The sequence below is a fragment of the Vogesella sp. genome (assembly GCF_046297735.1).
Lineage (GTDB): Bacteria > Pseudomonadota > Gammaproteobacteria > Burkholderiales > Chromobacteriaceae > Vogesella > Vogesella urethralis.
In genome coordinates this window covers 20,963-34,630 of record NZ_JBKBHK010000002.1, presented here as the reverse complement: position 1 = coordinate 34,630, position 13,668 = coordinate 20,963, and the positions used below count along the sequence as shown (strand labels likewise).

17 protein-coding genes and 1 other RNA gene are annotated in these 13,668 nt (G+C 64.4%); 6 read left to right on the top strand and 12 right to left on the bottom strand.

Going from position 1 to position 13,668, the window contains the following annotated elements; all coding sequences use genetic code 11:
- The first annotated feature begins 104 nt into the window (after positions 1-104).
- The 6 genes from ACK4FZ_RS02790 to ACK4FZ_RS02765 all read left to right on the top strand — a co-directional run bounded on the left by ACK4FZ_RS02790 (position 105) and on the right by ACK4FZ_RS02765 (position 4,746).
- Complete coding sequence (locus ACK4FZ_RS02790; RefSeq protein WP_409818204.1) at positions 105-1,097, top strand: DUF2804 domain-containing protein; 993 nt, start codon at positions 105-107, stop codon at positions 1,095-1,097.
- Between the two features lie 279 nt (positions 1,098-1,376).
- Complete coding sequence (locus ACK4FZ_RS02785; protein ID WP_409818203.1) at positions 1,377-1,940, top strand: beta-class carbonic anhydrase; 564 nt, start codon at positions 1,377-1,379, stop codon at positions 1,938-1,940.
- Positions 1,924-2,583, top strand: a complete 660-nt coding sequence (nadD, locus tag ACK4FZ_RS02780; protein ID WP_409818202.1) for a nicotinate-nucleotide adenylyltransferase — start codon at positions 1,924-1,926, stop codon at positions 2,581-2,583. Before ACK4FZ_RS02785 ends, nadD begins: the two co-directional genes overlap by 17 nt.
- 121 nt (positions 2,584-2,704) lie before the next feature.
- A complete protein-coding gene (gene rsfS, locus ACK4FZ_RS02775; RefSeq protein ID WP_144370874.1) occupies positions 2,705-3,076 on the top strand; it encodes a ribosome silencing factor in 372 nt (123 codons plus the stop codon).
- A 141-nt stretch (positions 3,077-3,217) separates the two neighbouring features.
- Entirely contained in the window at positions 3,218-3,688 is a 471-nt protein-coding gene (rlmH, locus tag ACK4FZ_RS02770; RefSeq protein WP_144370873.1) for a 23S rRNA (pseudouridine(1915)-N(3))-methyltransferase RlmH, read from the top strand.
- Between the two features lie 338 nt (positions 3,689-4,026).
- Positions 4,027-4,746, top strand: coding sequence for a lytic transglycosylase domain-containing protein (locus ACK4FZ_RS02765; protein WP_409818201.1), 720 nt, complete (start codon positions 4,027-4,029; stop codon positions 4,744-4,746).
- A gap of 72 nt (positions 4,747-4,818) precedes the next feature.
- Here ACK4FZ_RS02765 and holA read toward each other — a convergent pair whose 3' ends face one another.
- The 12 genes from holA to cobU form a co-directional block, all read right to left on the bottom strand.
- On the bottom strand, positions 4,819-5,841 hold the full coding sequence (gene holA / locus ACK4FZ_RS02760; protein ID WP_409818200.1) for a DNA polymerase III subunit delta: 1,023 nt from the start codon (positions 5,839-5,841) through the stop codon (positions 4,819-4,821).
- Positions 5,816-6,340, bottom strand: coding sequence for an LPS assembly lipoprotein LptE (gene lptE, locus ACK4FZ_RS02755; protein WP_409818199.1), 525 nt, complete (start codon positions 6,338-6,340; stop codon positions 5,816-5,818). Before lptE ends, holA begins: the two co-directional genes overlap by 26 nt.
- Positions 6,341-6,433: 93 nt before the next feature.
- Positions 6,434-9,049, bottom strand: a complete 2,616-nt coding sequence (gene leuS / locus ACK4FZ_RS02750; RefSeq protein ID WP_409818198.1) for a leucine--tRNA ligase — start codon at positions 9,047-9,049, stop codon at positions 6,434-6,436.
- 118 nt (positions 9,050-9,167) lie between these two features.
- Positions 9,168-9,548, bottom strand: a complete 381-nt coding sequence (locus ACK4FZ_RS02745; RefSeq protein WP_409818197.1) for a hypothetical protein — start codon at positions 9,546-9,548, stop codon at positions 9,168-9,170.
- A gap of 11 nt (positions 9,549-9,559) precedes the next feature.
- Positions 9,560-10,372: a sulfite exporter TauE/SafE family protein gene (locus ACK4FZ_RS02740; RefSeq protein ID WP_409818196.1), complete on the bottom strand. Its 813-nt coding sequence runs from the start codon at positions 10,370-10,372 to the stop codon at positions 9,560-9,562.
- Positions 10,372-10,830: an EVE domain-containing protein gene (locus tag ACK4FZ_RS02735; RefSeq protein WP_409818195.1), complete on the bottom strand. Its 459-nt coding sequence runs from the start codon at positions 10,828-10,830 to the stop codon at positions 10,372-10,374. Before ACK4FZ_RS02735 ends, ACK4FZ_RS02740 begins: the two co-directional genes overlap by 1 nt.
- Before the next feature lie 27 nt (positions 10,831-10,857).
- Positions 10,858-11,451, bottom strand: coding sequence for a 5-formyltetrahydrofolate cyclo-ligase (locus ACK4FZ_RS02730; RefSeq protein WP_409818194.1), 594 nt, complete (start codon positions 11,449-11,451; stop codon positions 10,858-10,860).
- Between the two features lie 28 nt (positions 11,452-11,479).
- Positions 11,480-11,663: non-coding RNA, 6S RNA (gene ssrS / locus ACK4FZ_RS02725), on the bottom strand.
- A 15-nt stretch (positions 11,664-11,678) separates the two neighbouring features.
- Complete coding sequence (locus ACK4FZ_RS02720; RefSeq protein ID WP_409818193.1) at positions 11,679-11,996, bottom strand: cell division protein ZapA; 318 nt, start codon at positions 11,994-11,996, stop codon at positions 11,679-11,681.
- Positions 11,993-12,196: a hypothetical protein gene (locus tag ACK4FZ_RS02715; RefSeq protein ID WP_144370863.1), complete on the bottom strand. Its 204-nt coding sequence runs from the start codon at positions 12,194-12,196 to the stop codon at positions 11,993-11,995. The genes ACK4FZ_RS02720 and ACK4FZ_RS02715 overlap by 4 nt, the downstream gene beginning before the upstream one ends.
- Positions 12,197-12,217: 21 nt before the next feature.
- Positions 12,218-13,093 carry a cobalamin-binding protein gene (locus ACK4FZ_RS02710; RefSeq protein WP_409818192.1) on the bottom strand — a complete coding sequence of 292 codons (876 nt, stop codon included), beginning with the start codon at positions 13,091-13,093 and terminating at the stop codon, positions 12,218-12,220.
- On the bottom strand, positions 13,090-13,623 hold the full coding sequence (gene cobU / locus ACK4FZ_RS02705) for a bifunctional adenosylcobinamide kinase/adenosylcobinamide-phosphate guanylyltransferase (RefSeq protein WP_409818191.1): 534 nt from the start codon (positions 13,621-13,623) through the stop codon (positions 13,090-13,092). The genes ACK4FZ_RS02710 and cobU overlap by 4 nt, the downstream gene beginning before the upstream one ends.
- Positions 13,624-13,668 lie beyond the last annotated feature (45 nt).

The following is a 13,668-nucleotide window of genomic DNA, read 5'->3' as shown; positions in this document are numbered from 1 at the left end:
GACATCATCTGGCCGCCAATATGCCGCCATCTCACGCCAACGCGGTATTCTGCGCTAGACTGTGTCGGTGTCCACTGCTGCGGTAGCCCGCCGCCATCGCCACCATGGCTTTCAGTGCTCTCCCTCCCGCCCCGGCACGGCTGGTACATGAACGCGGCATTCCCGCCTTCGGTACTTATTGTGGCCATATCGGCCAGCTATCCTGGCAGGCGCTACCGCTGACGGCGCTACAGCGCGTGCTGCGACCACTGCGCCACAAGCGCTGGCAATACGCTGCCATCGCACACGACCATTACTTCATTGGTGTCGCCGTGGTAGACGCAGGCTGGATCAGCACGGCCTTTGCCTACCTGTTCGATCGCCGTCAGCACAGGTTACTGGCTGACTTCAGTGCCGATGGCTTGCCGCTGCTGTCGGCCCGGCTGGAAAACCGTGCCTTCGGCGATGCCACTTTCCAGCGCGGCCGCGACCGCATTGCCTTCCGCCGCGCCGAACAGCGGCTGGAGCTCACCATCAACACCTCAGCCCTGCAACTGGCCGCCCACATCGCCCTGCCGACAGCAGCGCAAACGCTAGCCGTCATCGCCCCGGCCAACTGGCAAGCACATGCCACCCACAAAAGCAGTGCACTGGCAACCAGCGGCTTTGCAGACTGTGCCGGGCACCGCTTTTCGCTGGATGGCGCGGTAGCCAGCCTGGACGCGTCCAACGGCCTGCTGGCCCGCGAAACCTGCTGGCGCTGGGCCAGTGCCCATGCCCCCGGGCTAGGCTTCAACCTGCAGGCCGGTTATATGGGCAAGGCCGAAAACGCGCTCTGGCTGGATGGCGAGCTACTAGCGGTGGGGGCAGCCCATTTCGAGTACAACGCGGCCAACCCGCTGGCGCCCTGGCACATCCACACCGAAGATGGCACCGTGGATCTGCAGTTCCAGCCCGAAGGCGCCCGCGCCGAAAACAAAGACCTATTCATCGCCGCCAGCCGCTACATCCAGCCCATCGGCCACTTCAGCGGTACCCTTACTCACCCCGATACCGGGCGCAGCCATCTGGTAAAACGGTTGGCCGGCGTCACCGAAGACCACTATTCGCGATGGTAGGCCTGCACTGCACCCGGCTTGAAAATACCAGCAGCAGGCTGATCAGACAGCAAGGGCACACGCGGTATAGCGCAAGCAGCCCACGCCATCCGCCCCAGCGTCGTGGTAGCATGGCGCCCGCTATCGATAGAGCAAACATACCAATCATCCGGTAGCGGCAAGCCGCCATCCGCGGCCACGCAACCGTGCCGCCCGGCCAGACCTGGCTGCGGCCAACGCTACCCCCCTGCCGACCGCCACCCTGCCCCGTGCCCGGGCCGGCAGCGAAAGGAGAACCCGATGGGACTGCTGCATTCCCTGCTGACACACAACCGTGCCTTTGTAGCAGCACGTGAGTATGAACAATTTCAGACCGACAAGTTTCCGGACAAAAACCTGGCGGTACTGGCATGCATGGACGCCCGCCTGGTAGAACTGCTGCCCAAGGCCATGGGCCTGAAGAACGGCGACGCCAAGCTGATCAAGAACGCCGGCGCACTGGTTACTCATCAGTGGGGCTCGGTGATGCGCAGCCTGCTGGTGGCCGTGTACGAACTGCGCGCCGAAGAAGTGTGCGTGGTAGCACACCACGACTGCGGCATGCGCGCCATCGACCCGGCCCGCATTCTGGCCAACGCACAAGAACGTGGCGTCAGCGCCGACACCATCAGCACGCTGCGCGGTGCAGGTATCGATCTGGATGGCTGGCTGAAAGGCTTCGATAACGTGCAAGACAGCGTACGTCACACCGTCAGTACCATCCGCAGCCACCCGCTGATGCCCAAAGACATCCCGGTACATGGCTTGGTCATCCACCCGGCTACCGGCCAGCTCGACCTGATCGTGGATGGCTACGCCAGCTGACCCGACGCCACGCTGCGTGGGCGTGTTCGGCGGCACCTTCGACCCGGTGCACGCTGCCCACCTGCGCATGGCCGACGCTTTCTGGCAGCAATGCCGGCTGACACAGCTGCACCTGGTGCCGGCCGGCCAACCCTACCACCGCGCCCAAGGGCCGCAGGCCAGTGCCGAACAGCGGCTGGCCATGCTGCAGCTGGCCATTGCCGGCCGCCCCGGCTGGCTGGCAGACGACCGCGAGGTACACCGCCCGCGCCACGCCTACACCATCGAAACACTGGAAGAAATTCGCGCCGAGCTGCCCGCCGGCAGCGCACTATGGTTTCTGGTGGGTGGCGACTCGCTGCAAAACCTGCACACCTGGCACCGTTGGCGCGAGTTGTTCGACGTGGCCAACCTGGCGGTGGCCGTGCGACCCGGCTTCGACCCCGCACACTTGCACCCCGACATCGCTCGTCGCTGGCAGGCGGCGCAAGTGGCTGATTTTTCAAACAGCGCGCCTTCCGGTACAATGCGCGCCCTGACCTTGCCACCCGTCCCCCTCTCCGCCACCCAGCTGCGTACGCAACTGGCCCAGGGCGAAGACTGCAGCGGGCAGATTGCCAAGCCGGTTCTGGCCTATATCCGCCAGCACCAACTATACCGGTAGACAGTGGCAGGCAGCACCCGCACGCGCCGCTGTCCGCGGCCGTTCGTTCTTTACGGGACCTCTTTCGACACCGGACGCTGACGTGCCATTACGTCCCCGAAAAAATGACTCAAGGAATACCATGGAAGTTCAAGACATCGCCAAACTGGCCATTGAAGCCCTCGAAGATGTAAAAGGCAAAGACATCGTCGAGATGGATACCACCCAGCTGACCTCGCTGTTTTCCCGCCTGATCGTCTGCACCGGCGACTCCAACCGCCAAGTAAAAGCCCTGGCCAACAACGTGGCCGTCTCGCTGAAAGAAAAAGGCATTGAACTGGTGGGTACCGAAGGCCACGAAAGCGGCGAATGGGTACTGGTCGACGCCGGTGACGTGGTAGTACACGTGATGCTGCCGGCCGTGCGCGACTACTACGATATCGAAGCCCTGTGGGGCGGCCAGAAGCCGTCCTTCGTACCGGTGGGCGGTCGCCCCTGGAACGCGGCCGTTTAAGCCTGTTGTCACGGCCCGGCATGGGCACATCAGCGCCATGGCGACAACGCCGGGCGGGCCGTACACACACCAAGCCGTAGCCACACAAGGTTGGCCGCAATGCCGCAAGGCGTTGCGGCCAACCGCGTTTCAGGAGCAAGCATGAAGATCACCCTGCTGGCCGTGGGCAGCAAAATGCCGCGCTGGGTCGACGACGCCTTTGCCGATTACAGCAAGCGCTTCGGCCGCGACATCCAGTTCGAGCTGAAAGAAATCAAGCCGGAAAAACGCGGCGGCGGCGTCACCGCCGAAAAAGGCATTGCCGCCGAGCACGAGCGCATCGTGGCGGCCATCCCCCCGCGCAGCAAGCTCGTCATCCTGGACGAGCGCGGCAAGAACTGGACCTCGGTGCAACTGGCCGGTGCCATGAAAGACTGGATGGCCGGCGGTGACGACATCTGCATCGTTATCGGCGGTGCCGACGGCCTGTCACAAGCGCTGAAAGCGCGCGCTGACATCATGCTGCAGCTGTCTGCCATGACGCTGCCGCACGGCATGGTACGCGTCCTGCTGGCCGAACAGCTGTACCGTGCCTACTCCATCCTGAACAACCACCCCTACCACCGCGAGTAAGCTGCGCTGCCAGATTAAGCATTCAGTTTAAAATGGCAAAATATGGCATACGAGTTCAATGCAACAAGGCACTATGCCTGGCCGAGGCATGATCGCTGGCAGACTAGCGTAGCCCAATGACCGTTAGCAACGTTAGCTGCAAGCCGGGTTGCCTGTTTTTCAGGCAGGGCATGCGGCCTACTGCAACACCCCGCAAAGCCAGCTATAGCTAGCGTTAAGCCATAAGGATGGCTGGCTGTTACCCTTCTCTGAAGCACAAAAAACGGCAAAAACTGGAAATTACCTCAAAGAATCAGTACCATGCGTGTTCCGCCCGCAAGGGCATTGGTTCTTTACTCATGACGAAACGACCGATACTGGCCGGCCTGATCGCCGCTTTTGCCGTTTCTGCCGCTTGGGCAGACAGCTGGAGCGATATCCAAACCGATCATGCGCTGGGCCTTTACCGCGAGCTGGATGACGCCATTGCGCCGGGTCTGGGCACCAAGCTTAGCCCCGAAGCAGTACCGCCTTTCCGTAAGCCCCCGGCCGTCGCAGCCATCAGGAAGCTCGATATCCCGGCAGCCACCGCGCCGTCCTACGACAAGCGCCAGGCTGCCACTTTCAACAAACTGATCGCCAAGGTTGCCCGCGAGCAAAAAGTCGATCCCCAACTGTTGCATGCCATCATTGCGGTGGAATCGGGTTACGACCCGACAGCACTGTCCCCCAAAGGGGCACAAGGCCTGATGCAACTGATGCCGCAAACTGCTGCCCGTTTCGGGGCCAGCAATCCGGCAGACCCGCTGGAGAACCTGCGGGCAGGCGCGCGCTATCTGCGCTTCCTGCTGGCAGAGTTCAAACATGACATGCCCCTGGTGATCGCCGCCTACAACGCCGGCGAAGGCAGTGTCAGCAAATACCGCAACAGCATCCCGCCCTACCCGGAAACCCGGAAGTACGTGGCCAAGGTGCTGGCTTCCTACGAGAAGCGCACAGGTCAGAGCCTGTTGCTGGCGGCACCGGCCACCCCGAATGGCCGGGTACGCGTGACCCTGTCTGCGGATACTCCGCTATAAGCCAGACGCCTGCGCCCCGCGCAGCAAAAAGGCCGGATCGTACGATCCGGCCTTTTTTTCATCTTGCCTCCGTCAGCGTGCCGCCAGACTGGCGGCCAACCGTTTCAGGCTATGCCAGGCCTCGCCTTGCTCGACACCCTTGATCTGGCGGTCGATACGCGCGCATTCGGCCAGCGCCTCGGTCAGACGACGGGCACCGATGCGCTGTACTGCCGGTGCGGCCAACCTTTGCTTGTCGCCCCACAGCCGCAGCTCGCCGGCCATGTCGCGTACCTGGCGGCCCTCCTTCAGGCCACGCCCCAGCTTGATCAGCATGCGCACGTCTTCGGTAAACGACCACAACACCAGCACCGGCGCCTCGCCTTCCGCTTCCAGCCCGTCCAGCATGCGCATGGCACGGGCGCTATCGCCGGCCAGCCAGCTTTCCGACAAATGGAACACGTCAAAGCGCGCCACGTTGGCTACCGCGTCGCGGATGGCGTCCAGCCCCAGTTCGCCCTTGGGGTACAACAGCGCCAGCTTGTCGATTTCCTGGCGGGCGGCCAGCAGGTTGCCTTCTACACGGTCGGCAAAGAACGACGCCGCCTCGCTGCCGATCTGCTGGCCCTGCGCCTTCAGGCGGCGGCTAATCCAGGCCGGCAGCTCGTTACGGCCTACCGGGCGTGCCTCCACCAGCACGGCGTGCTTTTCCAGCGCGGCAAACCACTTGGCCTTCTGCTGGGTTTTATCCAGCTTGGGCAGCTGGATCAGCGTCACCGTATCCTGCGGCGGGTTGGCCGCCAGCTGCTGCAGCGCCTCGCCGCCTTCCGTACCCGGCTTGCCGCCGGGAATGCGGATCTCCAGCAGCTTCAAGCTGGCAAACAGCGACACGCTGCTGGTGGCGTCGTGCAGGCGCGACCAGTCGAAGTGGCCGCCCTCGACGGTGAGCACCTCGCGCTCGTCGTAACCTGCCGCCCGTGCCGCCGTACGGATGGCATCGGCGGCTTCCAGGGCCAGCAGTGCCTCGTCACCAAACACCACGTAAAGCGGCGCCGGCGCCGCACCGCGCGCCAGCTGCTCTTTCAGCGCCTCAGGGCTGAGATGCTGGCTTGGCATGGCCATCGGTACCAGGTTTGGGCAGGTAGGACAGGCGACGGATCAGCTGTTCAGCCGCGTCGCGGCGCATGTCGGCCCACAGCATGGCTTCTTCGCGTTCCTTCCCCAGCACGTCAGCATCGCTATAGCTCAGCTCGCGGCGCACCACCACGCTCAGCGGCAGCGGGGCATCGTCCTGCCGGCGCTGTACCGTCGCGTCGGCGCGGTACACCAGCAGGTACTCGTTGACCTTGCCGCCACGGTTGATGGTCAGGATGTCCTTACGGCTTTCTTCGCCGGTCACACGGAACACCGCCTCCGCCGGGCTGCTCAGACTCAGGCGGCCGTCACGTTGCAGCGCCACTTTCAGCGCCTCGTCCAGCGAGCCGGTTTCCTGCAGGCTGATGCTGCTGAAGGACAACGGCGCCAGCGGTGCCGACATGCCGCGCAGGTGAAAGCCGCAACCGGCCAGCAGGCTCAGGCCCAGTGCCAGAACGGCGCAATGCAGGGTTCGCTTCATAAGGGGTTTCCAATAGCAAACAGGCGCGGCCGGTGCCGCGCCTGGTGGGTCAGCCCCGCTGCCGGGCAGCGGGGCAAGCAGGCGGCGGCCGCCTTACACCACGATGTTGACCAGACGGCCCGGCACCACGATGATTTTCTTGGCCGGCTTGCCTTCCATGAACTTGATCACGTTCTCGTGCGCCAGCGCGGCGGCTTCGATCACGTCCTTGCCGGCGTCGGCAGCGACGGTCACGCTGCCACGCAGCTTGCCGCATACCTGCACCATCAGTTCGATCTCGCTCTTCACCAGCGCAGCCTGGTCTACCTGCGGCCAGGCCTGGGCCAGCAGCTCGGTACCCGGCTTCAGCGCGGTCCACAGCGCGTCGGTCACGTGCGGCACGATCGGCGCCAGCAGCAGCACGGCGGCTTCCAGCACTTCCTGCGCCACGGCGCGGCCAACGTCACCGCTGGTATCGGCCTTGTCGTAGGTGTTCAGCAGCTCCATCACCGCCGCGATGGCGGTGTTGAACTGCAGGCGGCGGCCGTAGTCGTCGGTCACTTTCTGGATAGTGCTGTGCAGCTTGAAGCGCAGCTCTTTCTGGCTGGCGTTCAGCTCGCCAGCGCTGTACGGCGCTACCACGCCGGCTGCCACGTGTTCGCGGCCCAGCTTCCACAGCCGCTTCAGGAAGCGGTGTGCGCCTTCCACGCCAGCGTCGGACCATTCCAGGCTCTGTTCCGGCGGGGCGGCAAACATCATGAACAGACGCGCGGTGTCGGCACCGAACTTCTCGATGAACTCTTGCGGGTCCACGCCGTTGTTCTTGGACTTGGACATCTTCTCGATGCCGCCGATGGCTACCGGCTGGCCGTCCACGCGATGGGTAGCGGCGATGATCTTGCCCTTGGCGTCGCGCTCCAGCACCACGTCTTGCGGCGCGATCCAGTCCTTGCTGCCGTTGGGCAAGTCGCGATAGAAGGTTTCGCAGATCACCATGCCCTGGGTCAGCAGGCTCTTGAACGGTTCGTCGCTGTCTACCAGGCCTTCGTCACGCATCAGCTTGTGGAAGAAGCGCGCGTACAGCAGGTGCAGAATGGCGTGTTCGATACCGCCGACGTACTGGTCTACCTGCAGCCAGTAGTTGGCCGCGTCTTTGTCCAGCATGGCAGTGTCGCATTTCGGGCTGGCGTAGCGGGCGTAGTACCAGCTGGATTCCACGAAGGTGTCCATGGTGTCGGTTTCGCGCTTGGCCGCACCGCCACACGTCGGGCACGTGGTTTCGTAGAATTCCGGCATCTTGGCCAGCGGGCTGCCGGCGCCGTCGGGGATGACGTTTTCCGGCAGTACCACCGGCAGGTCTTTTTCCGGTACCGGCACGTCGCCGCAGCTCGGGCAATGGATGATGGGGATCGGGCAGCCCCAGTAGCGCTGGCGGCTGATACCCCAGTCGCGCAGGCGGTACTGGGTTTTCTTGGTGCCGGCGGCCTTGGCTTCCAGGTCGGCCACGATGGCGTCGAAGGCAGCGCTGAAGTCCAGGCCGTCGTACTTGCCGCTGTTGCGGGTGATCAGGCCTTCCTTGGCGCCATACCAGTCTTGCCAGGTGCTGGCGTCGAAGTTGTCATCGCCGGCGGCCGGGGCGTACACCTGGGTGATCGGCAGGCTGTATTTGTTGGCGAATTCGAAGTCGCGCTCGTCGTGCGCCGGCACCGCCATCACAGCGCCTTCACCGTAGCCCCACAGCACGTAGTTGGCCACCCATACCGGCAGCTTGGCGCCGGTGAGCGGGTGAACCACGAACAGGCCGGTGTCCATGCCTTTCTTTTCCATCTTGGCCACGTCGGCCTCGGCCACGGAGCCGGCCTTGCATTCGGCGATAAAGGCCTGCAGCGCCGGGTTGGCCGCCGCAGCCTGGGTGGCCAGCGGGTGCTCGGCCGCCACCGCCACGTAGGTGGCACCCATCAGCGTGTCCGGGCGGGTGGTGTACACCTTCAGCTGGCCGTCATGACCGATGCTGTCCACGTCGTAGGCAAAGGCCACGTCGGAGCCGAAGCTCTTGCCGATCCAGTTGCGCTGCATGGTCTTCACTTGCTCCGGCCAGCCGTCCAACTTGTCCAGATCGTTCAGCAGCTCGTCGGCGTAGCTGGTGATGGCGAAGTAGTACATCGGGATCTCCCGCTTTTCCACTAGCGCGCCGGAGCGCCAACCGCGGCCATCCACCACCTGCTCGTTGGCCAGCACGGTCTGGTCGACCGGGTCCCAGTTCACCACGCCGTTCTTCTTGTAGATGACGCCCTTCTGGAACAGGCGGGTGAACAGCCATTGTTCCCAGCGGTAGTAGTCGGGCTTGCAGGTGGCCAGCTCGCGCTCCCAGTCCAGCGCAAAGCCCAGGCTATCCAGCTGCTTTTTCATGTATTCGATGTTGGCGTAAGTCCACGCCGCCGGCGCGCCGCCGTTTTTCATGGCAGCGTTTTCTGCCGGCAGGCCGAAGGCATCCCAGCCCATCGGCTGCAGTACGTTAAAGCCCTGGGCGCGCTTGAAGCGGGCCAGCACGTCGGTAATGGTGTAGTTACGCACGTGACCCATGTGCAGCTTGCCGGACGGGTACGGGAACATCGACAGCGCGTAGTACTTGGGACGGGTGGTATCTTCCACGGCCTTGAAGGCAGCGGTTTTTTGCCATTTCTGCTGGGCGGCGGCTTCAAGCTCGCGCGGGCTGTATTGTTCTTGCATGGGGATCTCTTGGCGCAAAAAAGCGTGAAAATTCAATCGGACCATTATAACGACGCAGGCTGCCAGTGCCTACACGGCGTCTGGCAGCCTGCCGAAAAAGACCTTTGCCGGCCGGCACTCAGGGGCAGGGCTTACGCTGCCAGCCCTGCGCGCCACGGTAGCAGCGCTGCTCTGCCAGCTGACGGGTGATGTACCAGCGGCCATCGCCACCACGAATCAGCTGCAGCGTCCAGCGCCGGGCGCGCACGCTGTCGTCCAGCAGGCCATCCTGCTGGATGCTGACGCTGACGCGGTCGAACGATTCCGGCTGGCTGCGCTGGCTGATACGCAGGCGTGCGTACTCGAACTGGCCGTCGCGGCCCATATCGGGCGCCAGATAGGCCAGCGCCACCTGCACAGGCAGCTCGCCGGGCTGGCCGGTGTACAAAGGCCCGTTGTCGGCAGCATGAACAGCTGCGGCCAACCCTGCCAGCAGCAAGCCGGCGATAGTGCGCTTCATGGCGTCTCCTTTCAGCCGTGCCGCAGCAGCGTCCACAGCATCTCGGTTGCCATCACCGTCATCAGCACGGCAAAGGCCTTTTTCAGTTTCGGCACCGGCAAGCGGTGCGCCGCACGGGCACCCAGCGGCGCGCACAGCACCGTGATCACCATCAACGCGGCCATGGCTGGCAGATAGATGAAGCCCAGGCTGCCCCACGGCAAGCCGGTCGCCCCCCAGCCGCTGGACAGGTAACCGGCAGCACCGGCTACCGCGATCGGCCAGCCCAGCGCGGCACTGGTAGCGATGGCGGTATGCACCGGCACATTGCACCAGCTCATGAACGGCACGCTCATCGAGCCGCCACCGATGCCCACCCAGCTGGAGACCATGCCGATCACGCTGCCAGCGCCTGCCTGCCCGATGCGGCCTGGCAGGTTGCGGCTGGCCTGCGGCTTGGCCCCCAGAAACATTTGTGCGCCGATCACATAGGCATATACCACAAAGAACCACTTCAGGCCGTTACTGGGGATAAAGCCCGCCAGCAGGCTGCCGGCAAACGTGCCCAGCACCATCGCCGGGGCCATGCCGCGCACGATGGCCCAGTTGACGGCGCCTTTCTTGTGGTGCTCGCGCACGCTGGCAAAGCTGGTGAACACCATCACCGCCAGCGAAGTCCCCACCGCCAGATGCTGCACGTACTGACCACCCAGGCCAGCGGCTTCCAGCACCCCCACCACCACCGGCACGATCACCAGGCCACCGCCTACCCCCAGCAGGCCGGCCAGGAAACCGGCCAGCGCACCAAAGCCCAGCAATACGGCAAACATCGTCAGCGACAACATCAGAGTACGTGCTCCTGCAGATAGGCCCACTCTTCGGGTGTGACCGGGGTAATGGACAGCCGGTTGCCGCGCGCCAGCACGGTCATGCCCAGCAAGGCCTCATGCTGGCGCAATTCTGCCGGCGACACCAGCCGCGTCTTGCGCACGAAGCGTACATCCACGCATTGCCAGCGCGGCTTGTCGGGGTGGGACTTGGGGTCGAAGTAAGGGCTGGCGGGGTCGAACTGGCTGGGGTCGTCGTGCGCCGGTGCCACCACTTCGGCAATGCCGGCAATGCCCGGCTCGGGGCAGGAGGAATGCCAGAACAGCAGCAGGTCGCCCGGCTGCATCTGGTCGCGCATGAAGTTGCGCGCCTGGTAATTGCGCACGCCGGTCCACACGAAATGGCGCTGCGGCTCGGCTTGCAGGTGGTCGATCCCGACGTCGTCGGGCTCGGATTTCATCAGCCAGTAGGCCATAACGCGTCCTTTGCTGGATGGGGCCAATCAGACAAAGCGGTGCAGGCCGCTCTCGGTCAACAGGTAATCGAGACGCACGTCCCACGGTTCGCGCGGCACACGGGCCACGCGCTGGCAGTCGTAGGCCACACCCACCAGCAATGGTTTGCCGTAACGCGGGTGACGGCGACGAAAAGCCAGCGTGCTGTCGTAAAAACCGCCGCCCTGCCCCATGCGATAGCCATCGGCGTCGATGCCCAGCAGCGGCACAAACAGCACGTCCAGCCGCTCGGCGCGCAGCTGCGGGCCGGCGTACTCGGCAATGCCGTAGCGCGGGTGGGTGTACCACAGCTTGGCCGCACCCAGCCGGGCAAACCACAGCCGGCGGCCGCGTTGCGGAATCACCGGCAGGTACAGGGCCACACCACGGGCATGGGCTGTCGCCATCAGGGGTGCCATGTCCAGCTCGCTACCGGCGGCAATATAGGCGCCCAGATGCTTGCCCCGCCGCAGCAAACGCGAGGCATGGCGGGCAATGGCGCGGGCAGCCTGCTGGCGATAGGTACGCGGCAAAGCCATACGCGCACGACGCAAGGTTTTGCGCAGCTGGGCCTTGTCGCGGAGCGGGTCGGCAGCGGTCATCGGAGTTCAGGGGAAAAACAGGGGGAGGGAGTCCCCCGCGAGTGTCGATCGGGCAAAATTCGCTTGTACCCTGTTTCCAGGGTGGTCGCCCGCCCGTTGCTTCGGGCACATCCGGCTAAGGGACGCGGCACACCTGCAACCATGGCTAGCAACCGTAGCGAACGCATTGGTACAAAGGAATTTGGGAGCCTTCTCGAACACCGCAGGGGGTAGACGGATGTTCTGTACTAAGCGCTGAGGCCTGACTGACCGGCGTTGAGCACCTGGTCAGCGGCTTCGCTCATACTGCGTATTTTACGCTGGATTATTGCCATCTCCAAGCCACCATCGCCTACTTTCACTTTCAACAGATCGTGAGCAATATTCAGCGCCGCCATGATCGCCACCTTGTCGGTGTCCATCACGCGGCCAGAGGCTTGAATGGTATCGATTTTTTCGCCCAGCAGGCGCACCGCCTGCTCCAGCGTTTCGCGCTCTTCCACCGGCGTGGCGATGGAAAACTGGCGGCCCAGCAAGGTGATATCGAGTTGAACCACGTCACTCATGCTTCCTCCTCCTTGGGCAGGCGCTCTACCAGCAGCGCCACGCGGCGGCGCGTTTCTTCCAGGCCGAACTTCATTTCGGCGTTCTCGCGCATCGCTTCGGCCAGGGCGGCGGCGAAGCGGCTGTTTTGGGTTTCCAGCTCGTGAATGCGTGCGATCAGCGCAGCGACACGGCCTTCCAGATATTCGAGTTCGTGTTCCATGGCGGCGAGCATAGCCAAGCGCTACCGGGGCGTCAAACCCAGCTTTTGCCTGGCAAGATCCAGAGTGGTACAGAGTTGTTCGGCAGCGCCGGCCAGACGGGGGCCGGGCCGGCTAATCGTGTCCTGATCCACGGTAACTTGCAAGCCTTTTGCCACTGCCGGCAGTTGCGGCCAACGTTGCCACGCCACGTGCAGCGCCGGGCTGAAGGCCAGCATCAGCTGCGGACGGGCCAGGATCACCGCCTCGGTGCTCACTTGCGGCGCCGGCAACGCCAGGCCGGCAAACACGTTGCGGCCGCCGCACTGGGTTATCAGTGCGCCCAGAAAGCTCTGCCCGCTGACGGTAAAAATGGGCTGCTCGCCGATCTGCATGAACACCCGCACCGAGGCGCTGTGGCGATAACGCTGCTGCAGCCGGCTCATGCGCTGCTCGAACTGCGCGGCCTGCGCCTCGGCCCCGGCCTGCTGGCCGGTCAAGGTACCCAGGGCGCGCATCTCGCGCGGGATGTCGGCCGGCAGCACCGGCGCACTGTAGTAAACCGGTATCCCCATCTCGCGCAGCTTCTGCACCGTGCGCAGGTTGCCACCGTCGCGCCAGGCCACGATCAGGTCTGGCTGCTGTTGCAGGATGGCTTCCACGTTCAGGCCGCTATAGCCGCCCACGCGCGGCAACTGGCGTGCCGCAGGCGGGTAATCGCTGTAATCCACCGCCGCCACCAGCTGTTTGCCGGCGCCGATGGCGTACAGCGTTTCCACCGCGTGCGGCACCAGTACCACGATGCGCTTGGCCGGTGCCGGCAGTACCACGCTATTGCCCATGCCGTCACGTACCGCCACGCTGGCTTGGGCAGTCGTAGCCAGCAGCAGGCCGGCGGGGGCCAACCCGCGCCGCATCATGGCTGGCCTTTCAGCAGCAACGGTTGGCCGCAGGCCACCAGGCTGACGCGCTGGCACACGGCTGCCACGTCCTGGTTGAGCCGGCCTAGCTCATCGACAAAATGACGGGTTTCGGCACCCAGCGGCACCACGCCCCAGCCCACCTCGTTGCTGACCAGCACGATGCTGGCCGCTGGCGCGGTCAATAAGGCCAGCAGCGCGCTGCGCTGTTGCTGCCAGGCGTAGGCGTCAAAGCGGCCATCGGCATCAAAAAAGCGCATCAGCCACATGCCCAGGCAATCCACCAGCTGCAAGCTGCCCGGGGCGGCCTGTTGCAGCACGCTGGCCAGCTCGCGGCCGGCCTCGGCCAGCGCCCAGTGCGCCGGACGCCGCGCCTGATGGTGGGCGATGCGCTCGGCAAAGGCGGCGTCGGGGCGACGCTCGGCGGTGGCCACGTAGCACACTGCGCCGGCGTGCTGTAGCGCCAGGCTTTCGGCGTAACGGCTCTTGCCGCTGCGGGCGCCGCCACTTATCAGGTGGGTAGTGGTCATGCTGTGTCTGCTTTCAATAAAAACGGCCCGCCCGGCAAGGGCGAG